Below are 23,836 nucleotides of genomic sequence, written 5' to 3'. Positions count from 1 at the left end.
CCCCCACGCCGCACGCGGGCTCAGTGGTGGTGCGCCGCGGCCATCGCCACGCCGCCGTCGAAGCGGTCCGGGAACTGCTTGGCGATGCCGTCGGTGAGCGCGTCGGCGATCACGTACATGTGCGCGCGCATCGCCGCCCAGGTCTTCGCCTCGGCATCGAACTGGCCGGCATGGAGCTGCTGGATCTGCGCGACATGGTGCGCGCCGTGCGCGGTGAGCAGGCTGACCAGCGTCGCGCGCGGCCAGTTGGGGTTGGCGCCGGACAGGAAGTCGGCGATCTCGCCGGCGTTGGCGGTCAACTGCTTCGTCGCCTCGGTCTGGCCGGCGGCGTTGCCGGCGTCGGTGGCGTCGAGGTAGGCCTTCACCGCGCCCCAGTGGCCGGCGAGCAGGCCGAACAGCTTGTCGGAGGCGGCCTTGCCGTAGAACGGCGCGATCGAGTCGGCGATGGAGCGCGCATTCGCCACCACCTGCGCTTCGGCGGCGGTGCGCTCGGCGGCGTTGCCAGCGGCGGCGGCAAGCACGGCGTTGCGGATCCAGAACACGTGCTCGACCCAGAGGTCGCGCAGGGCCAGGCGGGTGGCCACCGCCGACACCTTGGCGGGCGCCTCGGGCGCCGCCTGGGCGACGGGGACGAGCAGGGTGGCGGAAGCGATCAGTGCGGCAAGTGCGAAACGTTTCATGGCATGACTCCGGCGGGTGTGGGCGACCGGCGCGCTCAACGCGCGCGCCAGCCGGGGCTGGTGATCTCCGCGTAGGCGGAGTGGTTGTGGATGGATTCGAAGTTCTCCGAGCGCACCGCGAACGCGCGCACGCCGTCGAGCGCGCCGAGCGCGCGGGCCACGTCGCGCACCAGGTCCTCGACGAACTTCGGGTTCTCGTAGGCGCGCTCGGTGACGTGCTTCTCGTCGGCGCGCTTGAGCAGCGTGTAGACCTCGCAGGACGCCTGCGCCTCGACCGTGCGCGCCAGCGTCTCCACGCTCACGTCGTGCGCCAGCTCGACCTCGACGCCGATCGTCGAGCGCTGGTTGTGCGCGCCGTAGGCGGAGATCGCCTTCGAGCACGGGCACAGGCTGGTGATCGCGACCTCCAGCCCGAGCAACTGGCGGACCGTGCCGTCGGCGGCGCGCAGCGCCGTCCAGGTCACGTCGTAGTCGAGCAGGCTGCCGAGCCCGGACGCCGGCGCGTATTTGCGGATGAAGTAGGGAAAACGCGCCTCGAGGTGGCCGCTGGCCGCGCCGAGGCGCGCGCACATGTCGAGCAGCATCGCGCGGAACGCGCGCAGGTCGAGCGGATGGGTGTGCGCCTCCAGCAGCTCGGCGAAGCGCGACATGTGCGTGCCCTGCACCGTCGCCGGCAGGCCGACGTACATCGCCCACTGCGCCACCGAGGCGATGGTGCCGTGCTCGCCGCGCAGCGCGATCGGGTAGCGCAGCGCGCGCACGCCGACGCGCGGAATGGCCATGCCGCGCAGGTCGGGCGAAGCCTGCAGGTCGGGCAGCAGATCGGATTCGACGAACATGGCGGGCTCCAGCCGACTCAGTAACCGAAGAACTCGTCGCCGCGCACGTCGGCCGCGGCGACGCCCGTGGCGGCGAGCAGCGCGCGCATGGCCTCGACCATCGCCGGCGGGCCGGCCACGTAGAACACGCGGCCGGACAGCGCGCCGAGGCGGCTTTCGAGCAGGGCGCGGTCGATCGGGCCGCGCGCGCCGCGCCACGCCGGCGTGATGGCGTCGGTGTCGGTGAGCGTGGCGGTCAGGCGAAAGCCGGGGCGCGTGCGCTGCAGCGCTTCCAGCTCGTCGAGAAACGCCGCCGAGCGCGCGCGCCGGTTCGAATAGACGAGGTCCAGCTCGCGGTCGCGCGACGCGCCGTCGCGCAGCATGCTCACGAACGGCGTGATGCCGATGCCGCCGGCCAGCAGCACCGCCGGACGCGCGTCGTCGGGCGCCAGCGCGAAATCGCCGTCGGCGTCGCTAAGCTCGACGGCGGCGCCCGGCGCCAGCGCGGCCAGCGCGCGCTTGAACGGCGTGTCGCGCAGGCGCGTCGCCACCGCCAGCTCGCCGTCGCCGGGCGCGCTGACCAGCGAGAACGTGCGCACCGCGCCGCCGTCGACGTCCTCGTCCAGCGCCGGCAGGCGCAGGTCGATCGCCTGCCCGGCGCGGAAGGCGTAGCCGGCCGGCTTCTCGAAGCGGAACAGGCCGGTGTCCTCGGCGATGCGCTGCTGCGCCAGCAGGCGGCTGCGGTGGGTGTTCGACATGCGCGTATCCGGAATGCGGGGAAGGCGGGGCCGCAACCGGCCGGGCGGACCGGTCGGCGGGCGTGGGCGGAAACGGGGGCGGCTCAGGCGTTCGGCGGGCCGTGCGTGGTGGTGAGCTGCGCGGTGACGCGCTGCACGATGCGGTCGCAGCGCGAGCCGTCGAAGGCGAACGCGTCGACGCTGTCGACGCTCAGGCGCGCCAGCAGGTCGGCGCGCAGCAGGTTGCGCGCGCGGTGATAGCGGGTCTTCACCGTGGCCTCGTTGAGCTGCAGGCAGGCCGCGGTCTCGGCGACGTCCATCTGCTCCAGCGCGCGCAGCACGAACACCGCGCGGAAGCCGTCCGGCAGGCGGTCGATGGCCGCCTCCAGCAGGCGCCGCGCCTGCTCGGCCTCGGCGTGGCCGGAGGGATCCGCGCCGTGCCGCGCGTGCAGCTCGTCGCGCTCGAACTCGCGCTCGCCACCCTCGTCGAGCGACGTATGCGGACGGCGTTTGCGCAGTTTCATGTAGGCCTCGTTCACCGCGATGCGGGTGAGCCAAGCGCCGAGGTCGTACGGCTCGGCGAAAGTGTGCAGCTTGTAGTAGGCGGCGACGTAGGCGTCCTGCACGGCGTCCTCGGCATCGCCGTCGTGGGCGAGGATGCTGCGCGCGGCGCGGTACAGGCGGCGGTTGTAGCGGCGCATGATCGTGCCGTAGGCGTTGAGGTCGCCGCGGCACACGCGCGCGACCAGCTCCGCGTCGGGCACCGCGGCCGGCGCGGCGGCCGCGTCGGGCGCGCGCGAGAGAGGGACATCCGTTCGATTCATCGCCATGACCTCGCCGACCTGCAACGACGAGTATCCTGCCACGCCGGGCGCCGGACTATCGCCGCGCGACGGGCGGGCGGCGACGGGACCGTTCGGGGGAGTGCTGGCATCGGCGTTGCGGCGCATGGCGGTATCCTCGGCGCGGGCCGCGCGGCCGTCGGGGCCGGCGCGGCGCTCTCACGTGCAGTAATGCGCCGGGCGCGCAAAAGGTTCCCGCGATTCGCGGCGACGCTTCGCCCGCGGCCAAAGCATGCCGCGGCAGCGATGCCCGATGATGCGCGTGCAGCCACGCCGGCGGCGCACCGCGCCGCGACACCACGGGAGGACGCATGAACGACCCGACGCCCCGGACAGTGCATCCCGGCACGCCCGTCGCGGCGAACGCCGACGCAGGCCGCGAACACCGCTACGCCACGACCGTGCGCTGGACCGGCAACACGGGCAGCGGCACCGCGTCGTACCGCGCCTACCGCCGCGACCACGCAATCGAGGCCGCCGGCAAGCCGCCGATCCCCGGCTCCTCCGATCCGCAGTTCCGCGGCGACCGCGCGCGCTGGAATCCGGAAGAGCTGCTGGTCGCCTCGCTGTCGGCCTGCCACCAGCTCTGGTACCTGCACCTGTGCGCCGAGGCCGGCGTCGTCGTCACCGCTTACGAAGACCGCGCCGACGGCACGATGGCCGAGACCGCCGATGGCGGCGGCCGCTTCACTCGCGTGGTGCTGCGCCCCGAGGTGACGCTCGCCGCCCGCAGCGACGCCACTCTCGCGCTCACCCTGCACGAACGCGCGCACGCGCTGTGCTTCATCGCCCGTTCGGTGAATTTCCCGGTGGAGATCGAGGCGCAGGTCCGCGTGGAAGGCGCCGCCGGCTGACGCCGAGCCGCCGACGGCGCGGCCGGTAGCGACGCAGCAGCGGCAAGGTGCTCGTCCTGCGGCGGCCGAAGAAGCAGCAGGGCGCCGCGGCAGCAGTCGCTCCCGCTGATTTCGGCAGGACAAAATGGACGCGGGGCGGCAGTCGACCCGCCGGCAATGCGCTGCCAGACGCTCGCAACCTTCCGATGCCGGTTCATCCGACGCTGCCGCGTGACACGCGCAACCGATGACCGATCGGCCCGGCACGACGTACCGGGTCGTTTATACGGGAACGGCGTGCTTGTCCCGTACATCAACAGCGGCTCTTCGCTGGAATGCGGCGCAGCGCGAAGCGTCAGCGGGCCGAGCGCAACTTCCGCCACGGCTCCCCGCAGGATTCCGAACGGGTGCAAGCGGATCTGCACCCGCCGTGCAGTGACCGTTCCATCCTGCCGGCGCTCCCATCGTTTCGACTGCTGCCAAGCGATGTCAGCAGCGAAGCGGCCCGCATGACTGGCTGCGTCCAGGCTGCTGGCATCATGGACAAACCCTCCCCGTCACGGTCCTGCGCATGTCGCCCCGTTCCAACGCTGGCCAGATCGCGCTCGCGCTCGGCGCCTTGCTGATCGCCATGGTGTCGTACCAATGCGGCGCTTCCCTGGCCAAACACCTGTTCCCGCAGGTCGGCGCGCAGGGCGCGACCGCCTATCGATTGGGGCTGAGCGCGTTGTTCCTGCTGCTGTGGCGGCGCCCCTGGCGCCGCACGGACCGGCGCGGCGACTGGCGCGTGCTGTGGGGCTACGGGCTTTCGATGGGCGCGATGAACCTGGTGTTCTACATGGCGCTGCGTACGATTCCCCTCGGCATCGCGGTGGCGCTGGAATTCGTCGGCCCGCTGGCGCTGGCCATGTTCAGCTCGCGCCGGTGGATCGACTTCGTGTGGATCGCGCTGGTCATCGCCGGCCTGGCCCTGCTGCTGCCATTGCGCGGCCACGTGCAGACGCTCGATCCGACGGGCGTGGCGTACGCGCTGGCCGCCGGTGTGGGCTGGGCGCTGTACATCGTGCTGGGAACGCGGACGGGCGCCGCCTACGGCGCGGACGCGGTGACGCTGGGCACCTCGATCGGCGCCCTGCTGGCGATCCCCTTCGGCATCGCGCACGCCGGCAGCGCCCTGCTGTCGCCGGCGCTGCTGCCCTACGCGCTGGGCGTCGCCCTGCTCAGTTCGGCCCTGCCGTACTCGCTGGAAATGGTGTCGATGACGCGCTTGCCCGCGCGCACCTTCAGCACCCTGCTGAGCCTGGAACCCGCCGTGGCAGCGCTGGCCGGCGTGACGCTGCTGGGCGAACGGCTCAGCGCACTGCAATGGCTGGCGATCGCGGCGATCATCGTGGCATCCACCGGCACGGCGCTGAGCGTGCGGCGACCGGTATCTGCCGAGCCGCTATCCCCTTCGGCGGAGCTTGCGCGCGAGGTTCGCTGAAGCCTGCACGCGCCCACCCTCTGAGCTACGGCGCGCCGGCTGAGGGCGAGAGGAGCGCGGCTGTGGCCGACGCGAAGAGCAGGGCAGCTTTCGTGGGGCCGTGAGGGCGTCGAGCGACTAATTGGCTACGCCCCCTATTCGACGTGATGATGAGCGACCGCGTTCGACCCAGAGCGGACGTTTCGGGCGATCAGATCCATCATCGGCTCTGCCCAGCGATACAGGCATCGCCTCGCCGACCTGCGAGCGGAGAGAAGGGGCTGGTGAGGCGCGGCCTTGGCGCTATGCCGGCAAAATCGGCGTCGTCGAACACACGATGATGCGATGGGATGCGCGGCTCAATGCGACGTAGAGGTTGCGCGCATCCATCTGCTCTGGATGCAATATCGCGGCAACCTCTGCTTCAAGTCCTTTCAATAGGAGCGTGCTTCCGATGTTGCGACTAGCCAACGGGCGTCCACGCTGGCGGAAGCGCTCACGTTCAAGCACCGTTGCCTCGTGAAACGAACAGTGACCATCCGCGGCGTGGCTCATCGCCCTCAGGCACCGCTCCAGGACTTCGTGCCGATACACCCGAACGTTCGATTGCCCACGTAGGCAAACAATTGCCTGGCGTGCCGAGTGCAATGTCCGAGCCCGCTCAAACGCCAGAAGCGCAGCCTCCGCTTCCGTGGGCGGATTTCTGGCGCGCCCGATGCGAATGGAATCCAGACGCTGAAGGGTCTGCGCCACGGCCAGGTTGGTCATGAGTGACCCGGCGAAGATCAACAGCCTCGATGTTGCATCAGCGGCGGTGGGGTCAAACAGGCGTCCGAAGGACGTCAAGTCCCGGAGGTCTACCGATTCTACGACGGTGGCCCCTGGCGTCTGGCTTGCCAGTTGGTGCCGCCCTGACACGTTGCGAGAATCGGCAATTACCAGCACCGAACCGCGGTTCGTCTCGGCGCGCGCCCGTAAGGCGACTTGCCTGCGGATGTCGTCTTGTCCAGGGGGCACGTGAACGTACTCCACGCGGTGGGGCAAGGTCCGCACGTCAATCTTCTGTCCTGCCTCGAGCGCACGTCGCACTTCCAGCAACCAGCCGCCGAGGTCTGCAGCTCCGACATTGGTCCAGCGCCAAGTGTCGTTTAGCTCGCCAACAGAGGGGTAGTTGGGAAGGACATCAGCTTGCCAATCAACCAAGGGTTCCGCGAACCCGAAGATGGCTTGCATCGGGTCGCCCAGGACACACACAGGGAGGGCGAAGGCAAGGTTGCTGACGATTCGGTGCTGGGTCAGGGAGCAGTCTTGATACTCATCCACGAACAGCCGCGAGTAGGTGGCGGAGAGAACACTGTCAAGGTGGCGTCCCTCCAAGGCCGCGATGGCAGCCGCACGTATGGCGGGGTAGTCCCCGCCAGGGTTTGCCAATTCGAGCACGAGCGGGTTGATGCCACTGCGGCGAGGGAAAGTCGCTGCTACACGTTTCGCGAAGCCGTCGATGGTCGCGACGCGATAGGCACTCGCCGGAACACCCGTGTTGTTGAGGCGCAAGCGCAACGCCGAGACACCCGCGTTCGTATGGGTCAGCACCAAGATGGGAAGCCGTCCCTGATGCCGATGAAGCGCTGCGGCGATAAGTTGGGTCTTGCCACACCCTGCGGGGGCTGTGACCGAGCCGCGCTGAACTGACAGCAGGGCTTCCTCAATGCTCATGGGCCCAACTGAAAAGGCTATGGATGCGTTGCCGGAAGTCTTCTGAGGCTTGGGCATACCGTAGACCGACAATATCCCTCGCAAGGTCCTCAAAGATGCCCTGCTGCTTGAACCAGCCGCTCTTGTGGGCGACATTCCCCAGCATTTGGCGCAGGTGTGGCTGGAATCCTTCCATCATTTTTGCGGTGTCGATGGCTTCGAGTGTCCACTGACCATCGGTTCGCGTTCTGATGTGGTCGTCCACCACCCGGCGGCCGTGGAGTTCGGTCGCGCGTTCGATAAGCAACGCGACCCCATCGTCGTCCAGCGATAGAAAAAGTTCGTGCTCAGTTGCCCGTCCGACATCCCATTGGACATGGCGCCCACCTGCTGCTGCATGGGCGGCCACGTCTGCGGGGTTAATGGGCTTGTCGCTGTCGACGAGAACAATCGTCTTGTAGCCGAGTGAGCTGAGCGCAACGCCCCGTTGGAACCCTTTCTCGGGAAAGCTGCCACCAACGCTTACTGCGATCGCTCCGGCTGACAGCAGGGAGCGGCAGTTCTGGCCGGCCCAATACATGTCCAGGCCTCGGACCAGTCCAACTTCGCTAGCGCCCTCGCACAGAATCACAGTCTTCGCGAGCATTGCCTCGGGAGTGGCCCTCGCTGTGCCCTGTGCTTCTGGGAATCGACCGGCCCAATGGGCTTGATGGTGAGCACCCTCCGGGCGGATAACCCAGATTTGGCGGGCGTCAAGTTCGCGCACTGCCACAGGGGAGTGAGTGGTCAGGAAAACCTGCATCGGTTCAGCGTCGTCTTTTGCACCAAGTGACATCAGGAGCCGTTGGAGGCGATGAGGCTCCAACCCGGTTTCCACTTCATCAACCAAGACGATACCGGCTTGGCCCCTGAACGCAGCCCGTTGCAGCCCTGCAATGAGCAGGCGCGCCGATCCAGTTCCCAAGGAACGCAGGGGCACACCGGCATCGTTGTGGAGTGCAACTGCTCCATCTCCGATGGAAACCGAATGGGCGTCCAACAATGCTTGCGCGCCCTGACCCACCAAAATGCCTAGGTCCTGCGCCTGACGGTTGACCTCATCGAGCACCTGCCGCAAGGGCTCGGATGCGGCCTGTCCAAAACTTGCGCGCGCTTGTCGGGCGGCTTGCGCAAGCCGGGGCCCCAGTTGGACAGCGTCGTCCGACAGGCGATTGAGCACGGAACCCCGCGTCCACCCGAGGTGGGCGTTGAGGTAGTTGCCCAGCCGCGCGGGTGCAATGGCAACGCGGTCCGCCCAGCGTAGCCCTCGCTCTATTCCGGCGGCTTGCGCCTGGGCCGAGGCCAGCGTCCAGACAGGCTCAAGATCGGCACCTACGAGCACGTTGACGGAAAGGACCGTCTCCCAACCATGCTGCGGCTCTTCTTCGATCGCGCGCGTGCCTGCATGGTAGGAACGCAGGAAATCGCCGTAGGTATCGAGGTTTTGCAGAGCGTCGGGCAATGCCCCAAGCGTTACCGTGATGCTGATGGCCTGCCCAACGTCGAGGTTGTAGAAATCCGTATCGGAGAGGGCCACGGAGCGCCGGGCACCCAGGCAGAAATCAATCGCGTCCAGGATGGTTGATTTCCCGCTGTCCCCCGGCCCGATAAGGCAGTTCACGCCGGGGTTGGGAAACCAATCAAGCGCGCGGATGGACCGGAAGTTGCGGATTTCGACCTTGCGAATACGGGCCATCCGTGTCTATGCCCCCTGTGGCACTGCGCCAAGGAAGGATAGGGGGAATCCCTGATCCGATCCATTTGGCTAGACTTCAACGAGCTCCCTGGGAGGTCGAGGATGTCTGCGCGCCCGGACGAAGCCGTTTCCCCTGCTGCATTCGCACACACGTCCGCTGCGTTGGTCGCGACGTTTACGCCCGTGATCCGAGGACTGGACTTTCATGCGGGCAACCGGGTGTGGTTCTCCCTAAGCCTGCTCAAATCCAGCATCGACATCGCCCATGCCGCCTTGACCCTCATCGCCACAGACGACGAGAACAACGGCATGGGGGCGGTGGTGCTCCTGCGACCGCAACTTGAACACATGTTCAGGGCCATCTACCTCGGCTCGGACCTTCTGGCATCCGACAATTTTTTGCACAAGTTTGAAAGAGGGGCTGCTGATTTCCCTCCGTTCCAAAGCCTTAGCGAATTGGCTGCGGCCCACCTTCCTGGCGCTGGCTTGTTGGGCAGCATCTCAGAAAACGAGTTTGGCAGACTGCCGCGGATGGTCGCCTTCATCAAGAAGGACCTGCACGGGTTCGTGCATGGGGGCATCAAGGTCATCCAGGCCTATGAGCACGAGACCGGAATCGCCTTCGATGTGGAGCACTTCGACAATGGCCACCTGGTGGTGAACGTGACAGCGTGCGCGCTCTTGGCCTTCAGCTTTACGCAAACGCTTAGCCCCACAACGTGGCCACAAGTCGGAGAGACCCACCCGAAAGAGGTGGGCGCGTTCCTCACTGCGTATGAGGCTTGGATACAAGCCGCCAAAGCCATTGGTAGCCTTCCCCAAGAGGCGTGACCACTAGTCGTGGCCTTCGCACCGCCATGCGGCGAGGTGTAGAAAGGAGGCACGCAACCAGGGGCACAGGGATGAGTCAAGACGATCCAGAGCAGAAACAGGATGCCCTACCACCCTCCACCGTGCCCTCTTGCCAGCTGAGTTTCAGGGGGCTTAGCGACAACCACGAGTGGAACGAGCGGTTCATCCGCAACTTCCAGGACGTCTTGTTCACCTGCGGTCGCTACATGGACCTGTCACTGCTCGACGGGGTCACGGCCGGCTTTGACTACGATGACGCCCTCGCTTCGGTGGACCTCGGCTACGAGTCGACGGTGGCCAGGCAATACACGAATGAGGGCGGCCTGCTTGGCGTGGCCAAAGTCCTACGCGTCAAACGCGAGGGCGGCATCAAGGTCCATGCCGTGTTCGACGCGAAGGTGGTGGGTGCCCTGGCAGGCGAAGAAATCTGTTGGCCCGCGGTCAACATCGTCGCCCATGAACTGGCGCACGTCACCGTCATCGGGTGGTTTCAGGCGCACTCACCTGGGGTGATGCTGGCGCCCCACAAGGGCGATTGGGCTGTGGCCACCATGCGAGAAGTGGCCCACACCATCTGGGAGGAATACGCGGCCTGCAGGCTCTGCGCCCCGCTCACCCAGGGGGATGCAGTACTCGCCATCTATGCGGACTCCACCGAGCTGGCAGTGGACGGCGCCATGGACAAGGCCCGCGAGGCCATCAAGGCCTATCGCACCCATGGGGAAATCGACCGGCTGCTGGTTGAAACCACCGGTCGGGTGGCCAACCCCTTGAAGATGGCCGCTTACCTCATGGGCCACGCCGATGGGCAGGAGACAGACTTTGACGCGGAAGACCGTTTGCCCGCCACGCGGGCCAGCGAGTTCTGGCCCCTGCTTCCCGACCTACTGACTGCGCTCCGCGCCGCCTGGGAGAGCCGGCACGCGTGGAACGGCCTGGAAGGGGAGGATGGCATCGTTCGCGTGGTTCAGGACGCCCTGGCGAGGGCTGGCGCCATCGTGACCCTGCAACAGGAGCCCCCCGGATCTCGTGTGGACGTTCCCTTCTCCGCGGCAACCATGCCGAATGGCGAAGCAGACATGGCTGTCATCCGCATGCTTGAGCCCTGGCGCCCGGGCTAACGTCCCACCGTTTGAGGGAACAACCGATGCCGTTGACGCTCATCACGCGAGGCCCCAAGCAGGGGCAGTGCAACATCTGCGGCGACGTGGGGCCACTGACGGAGGACCACACGCCGCCCAAGGGATGCGTGCGTCCCACAGCCATGACGCTCCAGCACGTGTCCAGCCGCATGTCCGCTGGACGCGCCTATGCCGCGAAAGCGAACGATGGCGTCAAATACCGAACTCTCTGCGCCCGCTGCAACACCGGCCTGCTGGGTGGACGTTATGACTTGGCCTTGATTGATTTCGTTAACCAAGTCGCCGGCCTGCTGGCGTCAAACCTCACCTTGCCAAGCAAGATGGTGATTCCGGCCAAGCCTGGTCGCATCGTGCGGGCTGTGTGGGGACACCTTGCTGCGGTGGGTGTGGACCGATATCCCAAGGGGCCCGACACCGAAGCATTCCGTGACTTCTTCTTGGACGAGACGCTGCCCGTTCCCAGCGGCGTGCACGTCTACTACTGGGTCTATCCCTACCGCCGGCAGGTCCTAATCCGGGATGCCGCGATCACCGATATGCGGGGACCCGCACACGCCACCTATTGGCTGATGAAGTTCTACCCGCTTGCCTTTGCTGTGTGGAGATCGGAAGGCAGCTTTGGGCAGAACTTCCGCGACCTCGCCGCGCTCTCTCCGCCCACCCCCGACGCTGTTATGGATGTCGAAGTCGAGTTGGGCAGACTCCCTCCCGAGCTGTGGCTGGAAGCGCCCACCGACACCCAGGCGATCATGTATGGGCGGGATTCTATCGTGGCCGATCGACGCCCTCCCCGCGGGGTCGTGCTGAAAGTTTAGGCAGCCTGCCGACGTCGCGGGAGGCAGCAGATACGCCCCTAGGATCCACCAGACTGGGCTATAGATCCGGGCATGGGCAGGGGGGCGCCGATGTCCGCTTCTGGCCGGAAGCGGACGTAGGACGGAGCGGTTATCGGATCTTATCGGGGGTAGGGTGGGCGCCTGCTTTCGACCCGTTGCGGTCCTTGATGACCGGCCGCTCTCGGGTTGTCTGGTAATTCGCGGGCTTGCAGCCCCACCTGCGCTCGGCGCCTGGATTGCGTACACTCGCCGCACTGGAGGCCGACCTGTCGCCGGCGGGAATCTTGGGGCGCGCGTGGCGGCCAGGTCCGGTTTCCTGGAGGAACTGAAGCGCCGCCACGTGTGGCGCTCGGCGGTCGCCTACGCCGTGGCCGGCTGGCTGATCGTGCAGATCGCGACCCAGGTCTTTCCTTTCTTCAACATCCCCAATTGGTTTGTGCGCGTGGTGGTGATCCTGCTCGCGATCGGGTTTCCCGTGGCGGTGGTTTTCGCGTGGATCTACGAGGTCACGCCCGAAGGCATCCGCCGTACTGCGCCTGCCGATTCACCCGACGCGCGCCCCGCACATGCGGCCCGCGACATCGGCCGCAAATTGAATGCGGTGATCATGATCGTGCTGGTGCTGGCGGTGGCGCTGATGGGTTGGCGCCTGTTGGCGCTGCGGCACGCCACACCGGCTGCGGGTTCGCAAGCCATCCTCGCTGCGACCAGTGCGTCCCCCGCGGCCTCCAGCCCGACCGCTGCCGCCGCACCTCCGAAGGCCGCGCTGTCCGCCGCCTTCAACCCGCCGAAAGACACGTTGGTGGTGCTGCCCTTCAAGAATCTCAGCGGCGATCCCAGACAACAGTATTTCAGCGACGGGATCACCCAGGAACTCACCGGCGCGCTCGGCCAGAACCCGGCCCTGCGCGTGATCGCGTGGGAAACGGCTTCCACGCTGCGGGACTCCGCACTCACGGCGCGCGCGGTGGGCGAGAAGCTGGATGTCGCCAATATCCTGCACGGCAGCATCGCGCGCGAGGGCGACGAAGTGCGGATCAGCGTGGAGCTGGTCAGCGCGGTGACCGGGTACGAGCTGTGGTCGCAGCACTACGACGATTCCTTCGCCAACATCTTCGCGGTGCAGGACAAGGTGTCGCAGGCGATCGCGCAGGCGCTGCAGGTGAAGTTCGCGCAGGCCGACCTGCCTGTCGGCGGCACTACCAACCCTCAAGCCCATGAGCTGGTGCTGAAAGGCCGCGCGCTCCTGGACAAGCGAGAAGCCGCGAGTATCACCTCCGCGCGCAAGGATTTCGAGCAGGCCATCGCGCTCGATCCGAACTATGCCGACGCCCACGCGCTCATGTCGCGTGCGCTGTTCTCCCTGACCCAGCGTTCCGACCTGTCGCTCAAAGCCACGCTAGCGCAGATCCGCGCCGAAGCCGAAAAGGCGCTGGCACTCGATCCGAACAACGCCGATGCCTGGGTGGCGCTCGGCAACGCGGAAATGACTCGCGATCCGCCGCAGCGCGCCAAGGCACGGGACGACTTGCGGAAGGCTCTGGCGCTCGATCCCAGCAATGCCGACGCGCATTTCGATTACGGCACTCTGCTGCCGCTCAAACAGGCAATGGCGGAAGATCAGGAAGCCACCCAGCTCGATCCCGACAACGCCACCGCCTGGAACAATCTCGCCGTGGATAACCTGGACCTTGGCAACTGGGCGCAGATGGTGACGGCCGCCCAGGCCATGATCCGGCTCGATCCCGCGGACGTGGACGGCGCGTTCGGCCTCGCCTACGCCTACCAGCAGCTGCACCAGTACGACAAGATGGTGGCGGCGTTCGACCTTGTGAAACCGGCGACGTCCGTGGACCAGGAGCAGGTCACGACCGGCCGTCTGGTGTACCGGGCCGTGGCCGATCCCAAGCTGCGCCCGCAGGCGCTGGCTGCGTTGAAGAGCTTGAGCCGGCACCAGTCCAATCTGGGCGTGGTGGTCAATCTCATCCAGATGTACGCCTCGCTCGGCGAGCACGCGGCGCTGCTGCAACTGCTGGAAACCTCATGCCCGGCAGATCCGATCAACTGCACCGATCTCGCCATCAATCCCTACTACACCGCGCTGCACGCCGATCCGCGCTTCCAGAAGCTGGTCAACAAATACAACACCTTGACCGTGCAATAGCGCAGATCGCCTGCGCGCGGTTACCCCGACTGCGGATTGCGCCGCAGCTATCCGTCAATGGCCGCCAACTGGCAGCGTAATTCGGGTCGCGAGCGGCTGGTTGTGGCCGATTCCGGCCTTTCGCTAGCGACTGCCGACGGACGTCCGCGAACAAACTTGTCTTCGCGGCACGCCGTGAGGAATGCGGATCAGGTCGGCCCTGTGCGGCAGTTGAAGACGACCTTGCTCGTCGCGGGCGGCTGGTGTACGGGCAGGCGACACGGTCAATCGCCGTCACGTGGCCCGGCCAAACTATGGTTAAACGCACTCGTGCGCGCACATGAACGCGAGAATGGTGGGCCCACCAGGACTCGAACCTGGAACCAAGGGATTATGAGTCCCCTGCTCTAACCGTTGAGCTATAGGCCCATCGTGCGGACGCGCGCGGTGCGCGCGGCGGGAGGGGAACGATAGCGGCAGCGCTGCGCGCGCGCCAGCATCACCCCGGCCGCTCGCGCGGCCAGTCGGCACTGGCGAACTCGAAGGCTTCGCTGCCGACGGCGCGCACAGCGGCGGCGCAAGCATTGCCGAGCGGTGCCGCTCGGCCGCGCCGGCGCGAGGACACAACGAGAAAGCCCCGCACGCGGCGGGGCTTTTCCTTCGCGGCGGGACCGCGCGGCGCTTACTCGAGGTCGAGGAAGCTGCGCAACTGCTCGGAGCGGCTGGGGTGGCGCAGCTTGCGCAGCGCCTTGGCTTCGATCTGGCGGATGCGCTCGCGGGTGACGTCGAACTGCTTGCCGACTTCCTCGAGGGTGTGGTCGGTGTTCATGTCGATGCCGAAGCGCATGCGCAGCACCTTGGCCTCGCGGGGGGTCAGCCCGGCCAGCACCTCGCGCACCGTTTCCATCAGGCCGGTGGTGGTGGCGGAATCGACCGGCGAGTCGACGTTGCTGTCCTCGATGAAGTCGCCGAGGTGGGAATCCTCGTCGTCGCCGATCGGCGTCTCCATCGAGATCGGCTCCTTGGCGATCTTCAGCACCTTGCGGATCTTGTCCTCCGGCATCTCCATCACCTTGGCCAGCTCGTCCGGCGTCGGCTCGCGGCCGTACTGCTGCAGCATCTGCCGCGAGATGCGGTTGAGCTTGTTGATCGTCTCGATCATGTGCACCGGGATGCGGATGGTGCGCGCCTGGTCGGCGATCGAGCGGGTGATGGCCTGGCGGATCCACCAGGTGGCGTAGGTGGAGAACTTGTAGCCGCGGCGGTATTCGAACTTGTCGACCGCCTTCATCAGGCCGATGTTGCCTTCCTGGATCAGGTCGAGGAACTGCAGGCCGCGGTTGGTGTACTTCTTGGCGATCGAGATCACCAGGCGCAGGTTGGCCTCGACCATCTCCTTCTTGGCGCGGCGGGCCTTGGCCTCGCCGATCGACATCGCGCGGTTGATCTCCTTGATGTCGGTCAGCGGCAGGTGCAGCGCGCGCTCGATGTCGACCAGCTTCTGCTGCTCGGCGAGCAGCGCGTCCTTGTGGTTCTTGACCGCCGGCGACCACTTCTGGCGCTTGCGGCCGAGCTCGTCGCCCCAGGCCAGGTTGGTCTCGTTGGACGGGAACAGCTTGAGGAATTCCTTGCGCGGCATGCGCGCGCGCTTGACGCACACGTCCATGATCTCGCGCTCGTGGTGGCGAACCGCGTTGACCACGTCGCGCAGCTTCTTGACGAAGCCGTCGATCAGCGCCGACGGCAGCTTGAGGTTGAGGAACGCCTCGGCCATCTGCTCGCGCAGCTTCATGACCTTGCGGTCGCCGCTTTCGTACTTCTCGGCGGCCTTCTGGAACTTGGCGTAGAGGCCGCGCAGCTCGTCCATGCGGCGCTTGACTTCCTCCGGGTCCGGGCCGGACTCGCCCGGCGTGGACTCCTCGGCGTCGGCGGCCGCGGGCGCCGCTTCCTCGTCGTCGTCCTCGTCTTCGGCGGCGACGACGGGCTCGGCCACCTGGGTGGCGTCGGGCTGCTCGACGTCGTTGAAGCCGGCCAGGATCTCGCTCAGGCGACGCTTGCCGTCGAGGTGCTGGTCGTATTCCTCGAGCAGCAACTGGATCGCCCACGGGAAGCTGGCCAGCGCGCTCTGCACCTGGTTCAGGCCTTCCTCGATGCGCTTGGCGATGGCGATCTCGCCCTCGCGGGTGAGCAGCTCGACCGTGCCCATCTCGCGCATGTACATGCGCACCGGGTCGGTGGTGCGGCCCACTTCGGCATCGACCGCGGTCAGCATCGCCACCGCTTCCTCGGTCGCCGTCTCGTCGTCTTCGGTGGCGGCGGGCGCCTCGGCCATCAGCACGTCGGTATCGGGCGCAACCTCGTGCACCTCGATGCCCATGCCGTTGATCATGCTGATGATGTCTTCGATCTGCTCCGGATCGACAATGTCGTCGGGCAGGTGATCGTTGACCTCGGCGTAAGTCAGGTAGCCCTGCTCACGGCCCTTGGTGATCAGCTGTTTGATCTCGGACTGCTGCTGAGGATTGTTTTCCATACCTACACCGCTGGACGCCGGAACCGTTCAGTATAGTCAGATGGCGATTTTTTGACCAGAGATCAAGAGTGATCGCCTACCGCCCGCGCGGGCAGGAAACGTGCCAAACGCGGGGCGGAACCCGCCTCGATGCCGCTTTTTTCGTCTCCAGCACGGGAAAACACGGCGGATCGAGGCCCGCCCTAGCGCGCCTGCAGCCAGAACGTGACCGGCCCGTCGTTGACCAGGTGCACGCGCATGTGCGCGCCGAAACGTCCGCTCGCCACCGGCGCGTGGCGCGCGCGGGCCAGCTCGAGCAGCCGTTCGAACCAGCGGCGCCCCTGCTCGGGCGCCGCCGCCGAGGCGAAGCTGGGGCGCATGCCCTTGGCGGTATCGGCCGCCAGGGTGAACTGCGGGACCAGCAGCAGGCCGCCGCCGGATTCGGCCAGGGAGCGGTTCATGCGCCCCGCGTCGTCGGGGAACACGCGGTAGCCGAGCAGGCGTTCGAGCATGCGCTGCGCCTGCGCCTCGCCGTCGCCGGGCTCGACGGCGACGAAGGCCAGCAAGCCGGGCCCGATCGCGCCGACCGCCACGCCTTCCACCTCGACGCGCGCCTCGGCGACGCGCTGGATCAGCGCAATCATGGGGACTCGGACTCGGACTCGGACTCGGACTCGGACTCGGGACTCGGGACTCGGGACTCGGCCAAGCTTAGCCGACACGCGGAGCGGCCGTCGTCGCGGGGTTCTGCGCGGTACGCCCGATGCGAGATGTCCGCCGCTACACTTGCCACTTTGCCGCAACCGCCCCGCCATGCGCTGGAACGTCGCCCTGGTCTACGCCCTGCTGCGCCTGCTCGGCCTGCTGCCGCTGCGCGCGCTGCACGCGCTGGGCGCGGCGCTGGGCGGCCTGCTTTGGCGCGCGCACGGCCGCGAGCGGCTGCACGTCGAGACCAACCTGGCGCTGGCGCGACCGCAGCTCTCCGCCGAGGCGCGCGCGGCGCTGGCGCGCGCGACGCTGGCCGAGACCGGGCGCGCGCTGGCCGAGATCGCGCGTATTTGGGGCCGCGACGCACGACGCGCGCTGGCGCTGGTGCGCGAGGTCGAGGGCGGCGCGCTGTTCGACGCCGCGCTGGCCTCCGGCCGCGGCCTGATCGTCGCCGCGCCGCACCTCGGCTGCTGGGAGCTGTTGAACTACTGGCTGTGCAGCCGCACGCGGCTGGCGATCCTGTACGCGCCGCCGCGCCGCCCCGAGTTCGAGGCGCTGCTGGTGCGCGTGCGCGGCGCGCTGGCGCCGGAACAGGTGCGCGCCGAGGGCGCCGGCGTGCGCACGCTGTACAAGCGCCTCGCCGCCGGCGGCGTGGTCGGCATCCTGCCCGACCAGCAGCCGAAGCAGGGCGAAGGCCAGTTCGCGCCGTTCCTCGGCGTCGAGGCCAACACCATGGTGCTGCTGCCGCGGCTGGCCGCGCGCACCGGCGCCACCGTGCTGTTCGCCTTCATGCAGCGGCTGCCGCGCGGCGCCGGCTTCCGCCTGCAGTTCCTGCCGGCGCCCGAAGGCATCGCCGACGCCGACCTGCGCGTGGCCTGCAGCGCACTCAACCGCGGCGTCGAGGCCTGCGTCGAGCGCGCCTTCACGCAGTACCAGTGGACCTACAAGCGCTATGCCGAGCGGCCCGACCCACGCGCGCACGATCCCTACTGGCTGGCGCGCCAGGGCACCGCGCTGGAGGCCCTGCCCGACGCGGTGCGCCGCGGCGCCTGAACGGGCTCAGCCGCCGGCGCGCTCCAGCCGGCGCAGGAACACGCGCATTTCCTTCTCGGCCTGGCGGTCGCCGCGGCGCGCGGCCACCGCGATGCCCTGCCGGTAGGCGTCCGCGGCGGCGGCACGCTCGCCCGCCGCATCCAGCGCCTTGCCGAGCATCTTGCAGGCCGCCGAATAGTCCGGGTCGAAGCCGAGCGCGTCGCGGAACGCCTGCGCCGCGGCGGCAGCGTCGCCGGCGCCGAGCAGCGCCTGGCCCAGCCCGAAGCGCAACAGCGCGCCGTCGCGGGGCCCGCCGAGCTGGGCGCGCAGACGTTCGATGGCGTCGGCGTGCACGGCGGCCGCCCTCAGCGCATGTCCTGGTAGCGCCAGTAGCCGGCCGGCTGCAGCTCGGTCGGCCGGCGCGGCTCGGGCGGCGTCTCGCCGCGTCGTTCGGCGGCCAGCGCGCGCGCCTCCCAGACCACGATCCAGACCGAGCGGAACGGCTGCACCAGCAGCGCGTAGCGCAGGTCGTCGGGGCCGAGCCGGCTGGGGTAGGCGACCACCAGGCCGTCCGGATGCGCGCGCGCCCAGGCCTGCAGGTTCTCGCCCTCGTACAGGCGCTCGATCGGCCGGGTCAGCCGGCCGAGCCAGTGGTACTGGCCCTCGTAGATGCCGAGGTTGCCGATCGCGCGGCCCTCGGCCTCGGCGTGCGCCAGCAGGCGCGCGGTCGGCGCGAGGTCGAAGCCGACCGGGAACAGGGTCCACGAGAACAGCGCACCGGCGGCGGCGGTACCGAGCAGGCCGGCGAAGGCGAGCCGGCGCAGCTCGCCGCGTCCGCGCACCAGCAGCAGCGCGCCGAGCAGCAGGAACGCCACGCCGAACGGCGCGCTGGCGCCGGCGAGATCCTTCAGCCAGTGCAGCGATCCGGCGCCGCCGTCGACGCGCCCCGACGCCACCACCAGCGGCAGCGCAAACAGCGCCAGCGCGAAAGCGAAGCCGCCGGCCGCCAGCGGCCACGGCCCCAGCCACGCGCTGGTCGCGAGCGCGCCGCCGCGCTCGCGCAGGCGCGCGATCGCCGCCGCGACCAGCATCACCGCGCCGCCGAATTCCGGCAGCAGGTAGTAAGTCTGCTTGCCGCTGACCAGCGAGAACGCCAGCAGCAGCGGCGGCAGCCAGCACAGCAGGAAGCGCAGGCCCGGCTCGAACGGCCGGCGCAGCGTCGCCAGCGCGACCAGCGCGCGCGGCCAGGCGCTGAACGGGAACAGCACCACCGGCAGCCACGGCAGGTACCACCACAGCGGGCGCGCGTGGTCGAACGCTTCCACCACGCGCCCGGCGGTCTGCAGGAAGAACAGCTCGTGGCGGTACTCCGCGCCGCCGCGCTGCGCCGCAGGCAGCGCCCAGGCCAGCAGCAGCGCGAAGCCGCCGAGCAGGGCCAGCGTCCCGGCCAGGTACCAGCGGCGCCTGTGCGCCGCCGCCCATTCGTTCCACAGCGGCCCGAGCAGAAGCGGGAAGGCGACGTGCAGCAGCATCACCGGGCCCTTGGTCAGCAGGCCGGCGCCGACGCACAGCGCGAACAGCAGCCAGCGCGGCTCAGCGCGGTCGCGGCGCGGGGTCAGGCACAGCAGCGCCGCCAGCACGAAAGCCGCCAGCAGCACCTCGTACATGATCTGCAGGTCGAACAGGAACGCGTAACCGAGCGCCATCAGCATCCATGGCGTCACCCGCGCGATCCACGGCCGCTCGGGGAACAGCCGCCGCGCCAGCGCCGTCGCCAGCACCAGTTGCGCGGCGCCGATCAGCACCTGCAGCACGCGCGGCCACACGTCGTTGACGCCGAACACCGCCCAGCCGGCGTGGATCAGCCAGAACAGCAGCGGCACCTTGTGGCTGTACGGCGCGCCGTTGATGTGCGGCACCAGGAACTCGTGGTGGTGCCACATCTCCCACGCCACCGCCAGCGTGCGCGTCGAATACAGCGGCATCGGGCCGTGCTGGAAGATCGCCAGCAGCGCCACCGCCAGCCACAGCGGCAGCCAGGGCATGAGCGCGCGCAAGCGTTCGTGTCGGAGGTAGGCGTCGCGGATCAAAGGGGCGGTCCATCCTCGGCGGGGCGCGCCAGTTTACCCGAGCGGCACGCGCTGGCTCTTGCGCTTGCCTTGCGCGTCGGGCGGCGGCACGGTGGCAGCGTGCCGAAGCCGCAGGGACAGGGCGAAGCAGCAGCCCAGGACCAGCTCGAGCGGCGCACGCAGGTGGTTGAAGCGCCACAGCAGGAAGTCGAACGCGTTGACCACCAGCACGATGCCGAGGCTGCCCAGCAGCGCGCGGTACAGCGCGCTGTCCACCAGCCCCGCGCGGCGCGCCCGGCGCAGCTCGCGCAGCAGCACGCCGAACGTCACCGCCAGCAGTGCCGCGCCCGCGCCGCCGAGGCCGACGGCGGCCTGCAGATAGGTGTTGTGCAGATGCGGCGGCACGTAGCCGCCGATGTGGATGCCGCTGGCCGCGATCATCGGCGCGATGCTCTGCAGGCCGTTGCCCAGTACCGGATGCGCCCACCAGGCGCGCAAGCCCAACGCCACGAGCTGCACGCGGACCGCCGCCGAGGTGTGCGGCAACGCGGCCAGATCACGTTGCGCCACCGCGCGTGCGATCGCCTCGCCCCCGGCGAAGCGCTGCACGATCAGCGCGTGCCCGGAATACAGCGTGCCGGCCACGGCCAGCGCGGCCAGCGCGAACGCGGCCGCCATTCGCCGCGTCGACACCCGCGCGCCGTCGCGCAGATGGAAGAACGCGATCGGCAACATCAGCATCACGGCGAGCCAGGCCGCGCGCGACTGCGCGTACAGCAGGCATGCCAACAGCAGCGCTCCCGTCGCGGCGAGAGCCACCGCAAACACGCCGCGCCGGCGCGGCGCCGGCGCGGCCAGCGCGTACAGCACCAGCAGCAGTCCGATCGCGGCGAACTCGCCGACGATGTTCTCCGCCTCATCGAAACGCAGGCGCAGCGTGCCGTCGACGACGGCGCCGAGGTCGCGCCACGGTGCGTACACCAGCACGGCCAGCACGAAGCCGGCCACCATCAGCGCGAGCAGGCGCGGCATCCAGCGCGGATCGTCGGCCAGCCACGCGCCGATCACGCAGGTGAACACGCCGACCCGCACCGGCTCGGCGTTGGCCGAGAGCTGCTTGTCGAACGGAATGGCCGGCACCACATGGGCCGCGTACGCCGCCTGCAGGATGGCGTAGGCGGTGAATGCGAGCACCAGCCACGGCAGCGGATGCCCTGCCAGCGCGCGCCAGCGCGCGCCGCCCGCCGCCAGCAGCGCCAGCAGCGCCGCGATCGCACCGTACTCCGGCTTCAACTGGTGGCCGAAGTGGGTCATCGCGAAGAACGCCTGGAAGCACAGCGCGGCGGTGGCCAGCCGCGCGTGCCAGGCATGCGGGCGCGGGGCCGGCTCCGCGCCGCTCAATGCAGGGTCGCCGAGAGCGCGTCGCCGATCCGTCGCACGAAGGCGTTGCGGTTCTCCACGAACCACGCGCGCCCGCGCTCGCCCAACAGGCACAATTCGGCGTCGCTCAACGCCAGCGCACGCTCGACGGTGTCCTCGAGCGCGCGCTCGTCGAAGTAGTAGGTGGTGGCCAGCGCCATATTGCCGGTGCCCTCGTACGGCACCAGCAGGCCGCGCTCGGGCGTGACCAGCTCGTTCATCGGCGGCGCATCCACCGTCACCGTCGCCGCGCCGACGCCGAGCGCCTCGACCAGGTAGTGGCCCCAGCCGTCGGTCTCGGACGTGCACAGGTGGAAGACATGGCTGTTCTGCAACCGCTTCAGCTCGGCGTAATGCGTCGGCTTGGAGACGTCGAGGTAGCCGAGGCGGTGTTCGATATTGGCGGCGGACGGGCCGGGATGCGCTTCGCGCGGATGCTGCAGCACCGTCAGCGTCGGCCATTCCGGATGCCGCCGCCACACCGCCAGCAGGCGGTCGGTGCCTTTGATGCGGCTGCCGCCGGCGAGGTGGAAGAACTTGCGCTCGCGCGGCACGCTCGGGTCGAAGCGGTCGTCGCTGTGGAAGCCGACCCAACTGGTCACGCAGCCGAGCCCGCCGAAGATCGCCGCGGCGTTCCGCGTCTTGGCCCAGACGCGGTCGATCGCCGGCAGGAAGTGCTGGTCGCGGCGATCGAACCACTCGGGATTGGGCAGGGCGACGTTGCAGCGCGAACGGATCAACTGATCCGGCCACAGGTGCTCGAACATGATGTTGAGGTCGAAGGTCTGCGGCGGCCGCCAGCGGCGGCGCAGCCCGCACCACAGACGCTGCGCGCCCACGTAGGCACGCATGCGCTTGCTGCGCCGGCGCCGCTCGTCCCGCAGGTCGAGCGCGGTGACCGTCACCTCGCAGGCGTTGCGGTGCAGCGCGTCGGCCAACAGACGGAAATCGCGGGACAGACCGAAGCCGTTGTCCCAGAACACCAGGTTGACGGTAGCCATGCGCAAGAGTCCCTGAGTGCGCTCATACCGAAGCCGGTCTTGCCGGCACATCCCCTGTGTGGCCGGAATCATGACCCAACTTTCCGACGCCATGCCTTCCGAAGGCTGAACGGCCTGCTCCCCGGGCACGGCGCTCGCCATCCATCGGAACGTGCATACCCGAACCGTCGCCGGCAAACGTGACGCAGGTCAGGGAATCCAGTCCTTGCGGGCACGCGGACGCGCCGATCCGCCCGTGGCGAGGACGGACGCCCTCGGCTACCCTTCCCGCTCTCGACGCCGCCCTCCGGAGCCTTTCGCCCCCATGACGCCGCCCGCTCCGTCGCGGCTCTCCGCCTGCATCATCACGCGCGACGAAGCCGACCGCATCGACGCCTGCCTCGATTCGCTGGCGTTCTGCGACGACGTCGTGGTGGTCGATTCCGGCTCCACCGACGGCACCCGCGAGCGCGCCGCGGCGAGGGGTGCGCGCGTGATCGAGCGCGCCTTCGACGGCTACCGCGCGCAGAAGGACTTCGCCGTGCGCCAGGCACGCCACGACTGGGTGCTGTGCCTGGACACCGACGAGCGGGTGACGCCGCAACTGCGAGCCGCGATCGAGGCCGCGCGCACGGCCGGCTTCGCCGATGCCGCCGGCTACCGCTTCGCGCGCGCGACCGAATACTTCGGTGCCTACCTGCGCCACGGCAACGCCTATCCCGACCGCGTGCTGCGCCTGTTCGACCGCCGCCGCGGCGGCTGGCGCGGCGACCGCGAGATCCACGAGCACGTGACCGTCGACGGCCCGGTGCGCACGCTGGCCGGCGATCTCGAACACCACGCCTACCGCTCGCTGGCCGACCAGCTCGGCCGGCTGGAGCGCTATGCGCGCCTGATGGCCGAGCACATGCACGCGCGCGGACGGCGCGCGCGCCTCGCCAACATCCTCGTCAACCCGTTCTGGCGCTTCCTGCGCGGCTACGCGCTGCGGCTCGGCTTCCTCGACGGCTGGCGCGGGCTGGTGTTCGCGTACGTCGAGGCGAACTACGTGCGGCAGAAGTTCATCAAGCTGTGGTTGCTGAACCGCGGCCAGCGGATCTGAGCCCCCGCTCGCCGCCCCGCGTACGGGCTGGCAGAATGCGCGCTTTCCCGCACGGCGCGGCCGCTGCCCGCCGCGCCCCGCTCGCTCCAGGATCCCCGCATGAAGACCGCACTGATCACCGGCGTCACCGGCCAGGACGGCGCCTACCTGACGCGCCTGCTGCTGAACAAGGGTTACCGCGTCTACGGCACCTACCGGCGCACCAGTTCGGTGAACTTCTGGCGCATCGAGGAGCTGGG

General features: G+C 68.7%; 21 protein-coding genes and 1 tRNA gene. 9 read left to right on the top strand and 13 right to left on the bottom strand.

Annotation, left to right across the window (positions count from 1 at the left end; genetic code table 11):
• Positions 1-20 precede the first annotated feature (20 nt).
• The 4 genes from ABFC67_RS08630 to ABFC67_RS08615 all read right to left on the bottom strand — a co-directional run bounded on the left by ABFC67_RS08630 (position 21) and on the right by ABFC67_RS08615 (position 3,059).
• On the bottom strand, positions 21-680 hold the full coding sequence (locus tag ABFC67_RS08630) for a hypothetical protein (protein WP_346737594.1): 660 nt from the start codon (positions 678-680) through the stop codon (positions 21-23).
• A 35-nt stretch (positions 681-715) separates the two neighbouring features.
• Entirely contained in the window at positions 716-1,519 is an 804-nt protein-coding gene (gene folE2 / locus ABFC67_RS08625; RefSeq protein WP_346737593.1) for a GTP cyclohydrolase FolE2, read from the bottom strand.
• A 17-nt stretch (positions 1,520-1,536) separates the two neighbouring features.
• The gene (locus ABFC67_RS08620; protein ID WP_346737592.1) at positions 1,537-2,256 is read right to left on the bottom strand and encodes an FAD-dependent oxidoreductase; all 720 of its coding nucleotides are present in this window, start codon (positions 2,254-2,256) and stop codon (positions 1,537-1,539) included.
• A gap of 83 nt (positions 2,257-2,339) precedes the next feature.
• The gene (locus tag ABFC67_RS08615) at positions 2,340-3,059 is read right to left on the bottom strand and encodes an RNA polymerase sigma factor (RefSeq protein WP_346737591.1); all 720 of its coding nucleotides are present in this window, start codon (positions 3,057-3,059) and stop codon (positions 2,340-2,342) included.
• 329 nt (positions 3,060-3,388) lie between these two features.
• Between ABFC67_RS08615 and ABFC67_RS08610 the strand changes: the two genes are divergently transcribed.
• Together ABFC67_RS08610 and ABFC67_RS08605 are read left to right on the top strand one after the other, a co-directional pair.
• Positions 3,389-3,931 carry an OsmC family protein gene (locus ABFC67_RS08610; protein WP_346737590.1) on the top strand — a complete coding sequence of 181 codons (543 nt, stop codon included), beginning with the start codon at positions 3,389-3,391 and terminating at the stop codon, positions 3,929-3,931.
• Positions 3,932-4,481: 550 nt separating this feature from the next.
• Positions 4,482-5,393, top strand: coding sequence for an EamA family transporter (locus ABFC67_RS08605; protein WP_346737589.1), 912 nt, complete (start codon positions 4,482-4,484; stop codon positions 5,391-5,393).
• 282 nt (positions 5,394-5,675) lie between these two features.
• Here the strand turns inward: ABFC67_RS08605 and ABFC67_RS08600 are convergent, their stop codons facing one another.
• Positions 5,676-7,088 carry a UvrD-helicase domain-containing protein gene (locus tag ABFC67_RS08600; RefSeq protein ID WP_346737588.1) on the bottom strand — a complete coding sequence of 471 codons (1,413 nt, stop codon included), beginning with the start codon at positions 7,086-7,088 and terminating at the stop codon, positions 5,676-5,678.
• Positions 7,078-8,802: an AAA family ATPase gene (locus ABFC67_RS08595; RefSeq protein WP_346737587.1), complete on the bottom strand. Its 1,725-nt coding sequence runs from the start codon at positions 8,800-8,802 to the stop codon at positions 7,078-7,080. The genes ABFC67_RS08600 and ABFC67_RS08595 overlap by 11 nt, the downstream gene beginning before the upstream one ends.
• Positions 8,803-8,904: 102 nt before the next feature.
• Between ABFC67_RS08595 and ABFC67_RS08590 the strand changes: the two genes are divergently transcribed.
• The 4 genes from ABFC67_RS08590 to ABFC67_RS08575 all read left to right on the top strand — a co-directional run bounded on the left by ABFC67_RS08590 (position 8,905) and on the right by ABFC67_RS08575 (position 13,796).
• Positions 8,905-9,633, top strand: a complete 729-nt coding sequence (locus tag ABFC67_RS08590) for a hypothetical protein (RefSeq protein ID WP_346737586.1) — start codon at positions 8,905-8,907, stop codon at positions 9,631-9,633.
• A 71-nt stretch (positions 9,634-9,704) separates the two neighbouring features.
• Positions 9,705-10,775, top strand: coding sequence for a hypothetical protein (locus ABFC67_RS08585; protein WP_346737585.1), 1,071 nt, complete (start codon positions 9,705-9,707; stop codon positions 10,773-10,775).
• Positions 10,776-10,801: 26 nt separating this feature from the next.
• Positions 10,802-11,611, top strand: coding sequence for a hypothetical protein (locus tag ABFC67_RS08580; protein WP_346737584.1), 810 nt, complete (start codon positions 10,802-10,804; stop codon positions 11,609-11,611).
• A 316-nt stretch (positions 11,612-11,927) separates the two neighbouring features.
• On the top strand, positions 11,928-13,796 hold the full coding sequence (locus tag ABFC67_RS08575) for a hypothetical protein (RefSeq protein ID WP_346737583.1): 1,869 nt from the start codon (positions 11,928-11,930) through the stop codon (positions 13,794-13,796).
• Between the two features lie 332 nt (positions 13,797-14,128).
• Here the strand turns inward: ABFC67_RS08575 and ABFC67_RS08570 are convergent.
• The 3 genes from ABFC67_RS08570 to dtd form a co-directional block, all read right to left on the bottom strand.
• Positions 14,129-14,204, bottom strand: a tRNA-Ile gene (locus ABFC67_RS08570).
• Positions 14,205-14,457: 253 nt separating this feature from the next.
• Entirely contained in the window at positions 14,458-16,308 is a 1,851-nt protein-coding gene (rpoD, locus tag ABFC67_RS08565; protein ID WP_346737582.1) for an RNA polymerase sigma factor RpoD, read from the bottom strand.
• A 182-nt stretch (positions 16,309-16,490) separates the two neighbouring features.
• Positions 16,491-16,931, bottom strand: coding sequence for a D-aminoacyl-tRNA deacylase (dtd, locus tag ABFC67_RS08560; protein ID WP_346737581.1), 441 nt, complete (start codon positions 16,929-16,931; stop codon positions 16,491-16,493).
• 169 nt (positions 16,932-17,100) lie between these two features.
• On the opposite strand from dtd, the gene ABFC67_RS08555 reads away from it, so the two are divergent.
• Positions 17,101-18,048 carry a lipid A biosynthesis acyltransferase gene (locus ABFC67_RS08555; protein ID WP_346737580.1) on the top strand — a complete coding sequence of 316 codons (948 nt, stop codon included), beginning with the start codon at positions 17,101-17,103 and terminating at the stop codon, positions 18,046-18,048.
• 6 nt (positions 18,049-18,054) lie between these two features.
• On the opposite strand, the gene ABFC67_RS08550 is transcribed toward ABFC67_RS08555, so the two are convergent.
• The 4 genes from ABFC67_RS08550 to ABFC67_RS08535 form a co-directional block, all read right to left on the bottom strand.
• Entirely contained in the window at positions 18,055-18,381 is a 327-nt protein-coding gene (locus ABFC67_RS08550) for a hypothetical protein (protein WP_346737579.1), read from the bottom strand.
• 11 nt (positions 18,382-18,392) lie between these two features.
• Complete coding sequence (locus ABFC67_RS08545) at positions 18,393-20,072, bottom strand: glycosyltransferase family 39 protein (RefSeq protein ID WP_346737578.1); 1,680 nt, start codon at positions 20,070-20,072, stop codon at positions 18,393-18,395.
• Between the two features lie 78 nt (positions 20,073-20,150).
• Complete coding sequence (locus ABFC67_RS08540) at positions 20,151-21,497, bottom strand: O-antigen ligase family protein (protein WP_346737577.1); 1,347 nt, start codon at positions 21,495-21,497, stop codon at positions 20,151-20,153.
• Positions 21,494-22,516, bottom strand: a complete 1,023-nt coding sequence (locus ABFC67_RS08535) for a glycosyl transferase family 1 (RefSeq protein ID WP_346737576.1) — start codon at positions 22,514-22,516, stop codon at positions 21,494-21,496. The genes ABFC67_RS08540 and ABFC67_RS08535 overlap by 4 nt, the downstream gene beginning before the upstream one ends.
• 304 nt (positions 22,517-22,820) lie before the next feature.
• Between ABFC67_RS08535 and ABFC67_RS08530 the strand changes: the two genes are divergently transcribed.
• Positions 22,821-23,597, top strand: coding sequence for a glycosyltransferase family 2 protein (locus ABFC67_RS08530; RefSeq protein WP_346737575.1), 777 nt, complete (start codon positions 22,821-22,823; stop codon positions 23,595-23,597).
• Between the two features lie 99 nt (positions 23,598-23,696).
• The coding region (locus ABFC67_RS08525; RefSeq protein ID WP_346737595.1) for a GDP-mannose 4,6-dehydratase at positions 23,697-23,836 on the top strand (140 nt) is incomplete at its 3' end.

Origin of the sequence: Mizugakiibacter sp. (assembly GCF_039680435.1) — a bacterium.
GTDB lineage: Bacteria > Pseudomonadota > Gammaproteobacteria > Xanthomonadales > Rhodanobacteraceae > Mizugakiibacter.
This window is presented reverse-complemented; position numbering and strand designations above follow the sequence as displayed.

What these genes read in the sequence shown, in the direction of transcription:
- folE2 (WP_346737593.1), bottom strand. Translation starts at nt 1,519, where the DNA reads ATGTTCGTCGAATCCGATCTGCTGCCCGACCTGCAGGCTTCGCCCGAC.
- rpoD (WP_346737582.1), bottom strand. Translation starts at nt 16,308, where the DNA reads ATGGAAAACAATCCTCAGCAGCAGTCCGAGATCAAACAGCTGATCACC.
- ABFC67_RS08580 (WP_346737584.1), top strand. Translation starts at nt 10,802, where the DNA reads ATGCCGTTGACGCTCATCACGCGAGGCCCCAAGCAGGGGCAGTGCAAC.
- ABFC67_RS08630 (WP_346737594.1), bottom strand. Translation starts at nt 680, where the DNA reads ATGAAACGTTTCGCACTTGCCGCACTGATCGCTTCCGCCACCCTGCTC.
- ABFC67_RS08600 (WP_346737588.1), bottom strand. Translation starts at nt 7,088, where the DNA reads ATGAGCATTGAGGAAGCCCTGCTGTCAGTTCAGCGCGGCTCGGTCACA.
- ABFC67_RS08530 (WP_346737575.1), top strand. Translation starts at nt 22,821, where the DNA reads ATGACGCCGCCCGCTCCGTCGCGGCTCTCCGCCTGCATCATCACGCGC.
- ABFC67_RS08605 (WP_346737589.1), top strand. Translation starts at nt 4,482, where the DNA reads ATGTCGCCCCGTTCCAACGCTGGCCAGATCGCGCTCGCGCTCGGCGCC.
- ABFC67_RS08535 (WP_346737576.1), bottom strand. Translation starts at nt 22,516, where the DNA reads ATGGCTACCGTCAACCTGGTGTTCTGGGACAACGGCTTCGGTCTGTCC.
- ABFC67_RS08615 (WP_346737591.1), bottom strand. Translation starts at nt 3,059, where the DNA reads ATGAATCGAACGGATGTCCCTCTCTCGCGCGCGCCCGACGCGGCCGCC.
- ABFC67_RS08585 (WP_346737585.1), top strand. Translation starts at nt 9,705, where the DNA reads ATGAGTCAAGACGATCCAGAGCAGAAACAGGATGCCCTACCACCCTCC.
- ABFC67_RS08590 (WP_346737586.1), top strand. Translation starts at nt 8,905, where the DNA reads ATGTCTGCGCGCCCGGACGAAGCCGTTTCCCCTGCTGCATTCGCACAC.
- ABFC67_RS08610 (WP_346737590.1), top strand. Translation starts at nt 3,389, where the DNA reads ATGAACGACCCGACGCCCCGGACAGTGCATCCCGGCACGCCCGTCGCG.
- ABFC67_RS08555 (WP_346737580.1), top strand. Translation starts at nt 17,101, where the DNA reads ATGCGCTGGAACGTCGCCCTGGTCTACGCCCTGCTGCGCCTGCTCGGC.
- dtd (WP_346737581.1), bottom strand. Translation starts at nt 16,931, where the DNA reads ATGATTGCGCTGATCCAGCGCGTCGCCGAGGCGCGCGTCGAGGTGGAA.
- ABFC67_RS08545 (WP_346737578.1), bottom strand. Translation starts at nt 20,072, where the DNA reads ATGCCCTGGCTGCCGCTGTGGCTGGCGGTGGCGCTGCTGGCGATCTTC.
- ABFC67_RS08620 (WP_346737592.1), bottom strand. Translation starts at nt 2,256, where the DNA reads ATGTCGAACACCCACCGCAGCCGCCTGCTGGCGCAGCAGCGCATCGCC.
- ABFC67_RS08595 (WP_346737587.1), bottom strand. Translation starts at nt 8,802, where the DNA reads ATGGCCCGTATTCGCAAGGTCGAAATCCGCAACTTCCGGTCCATCCGC.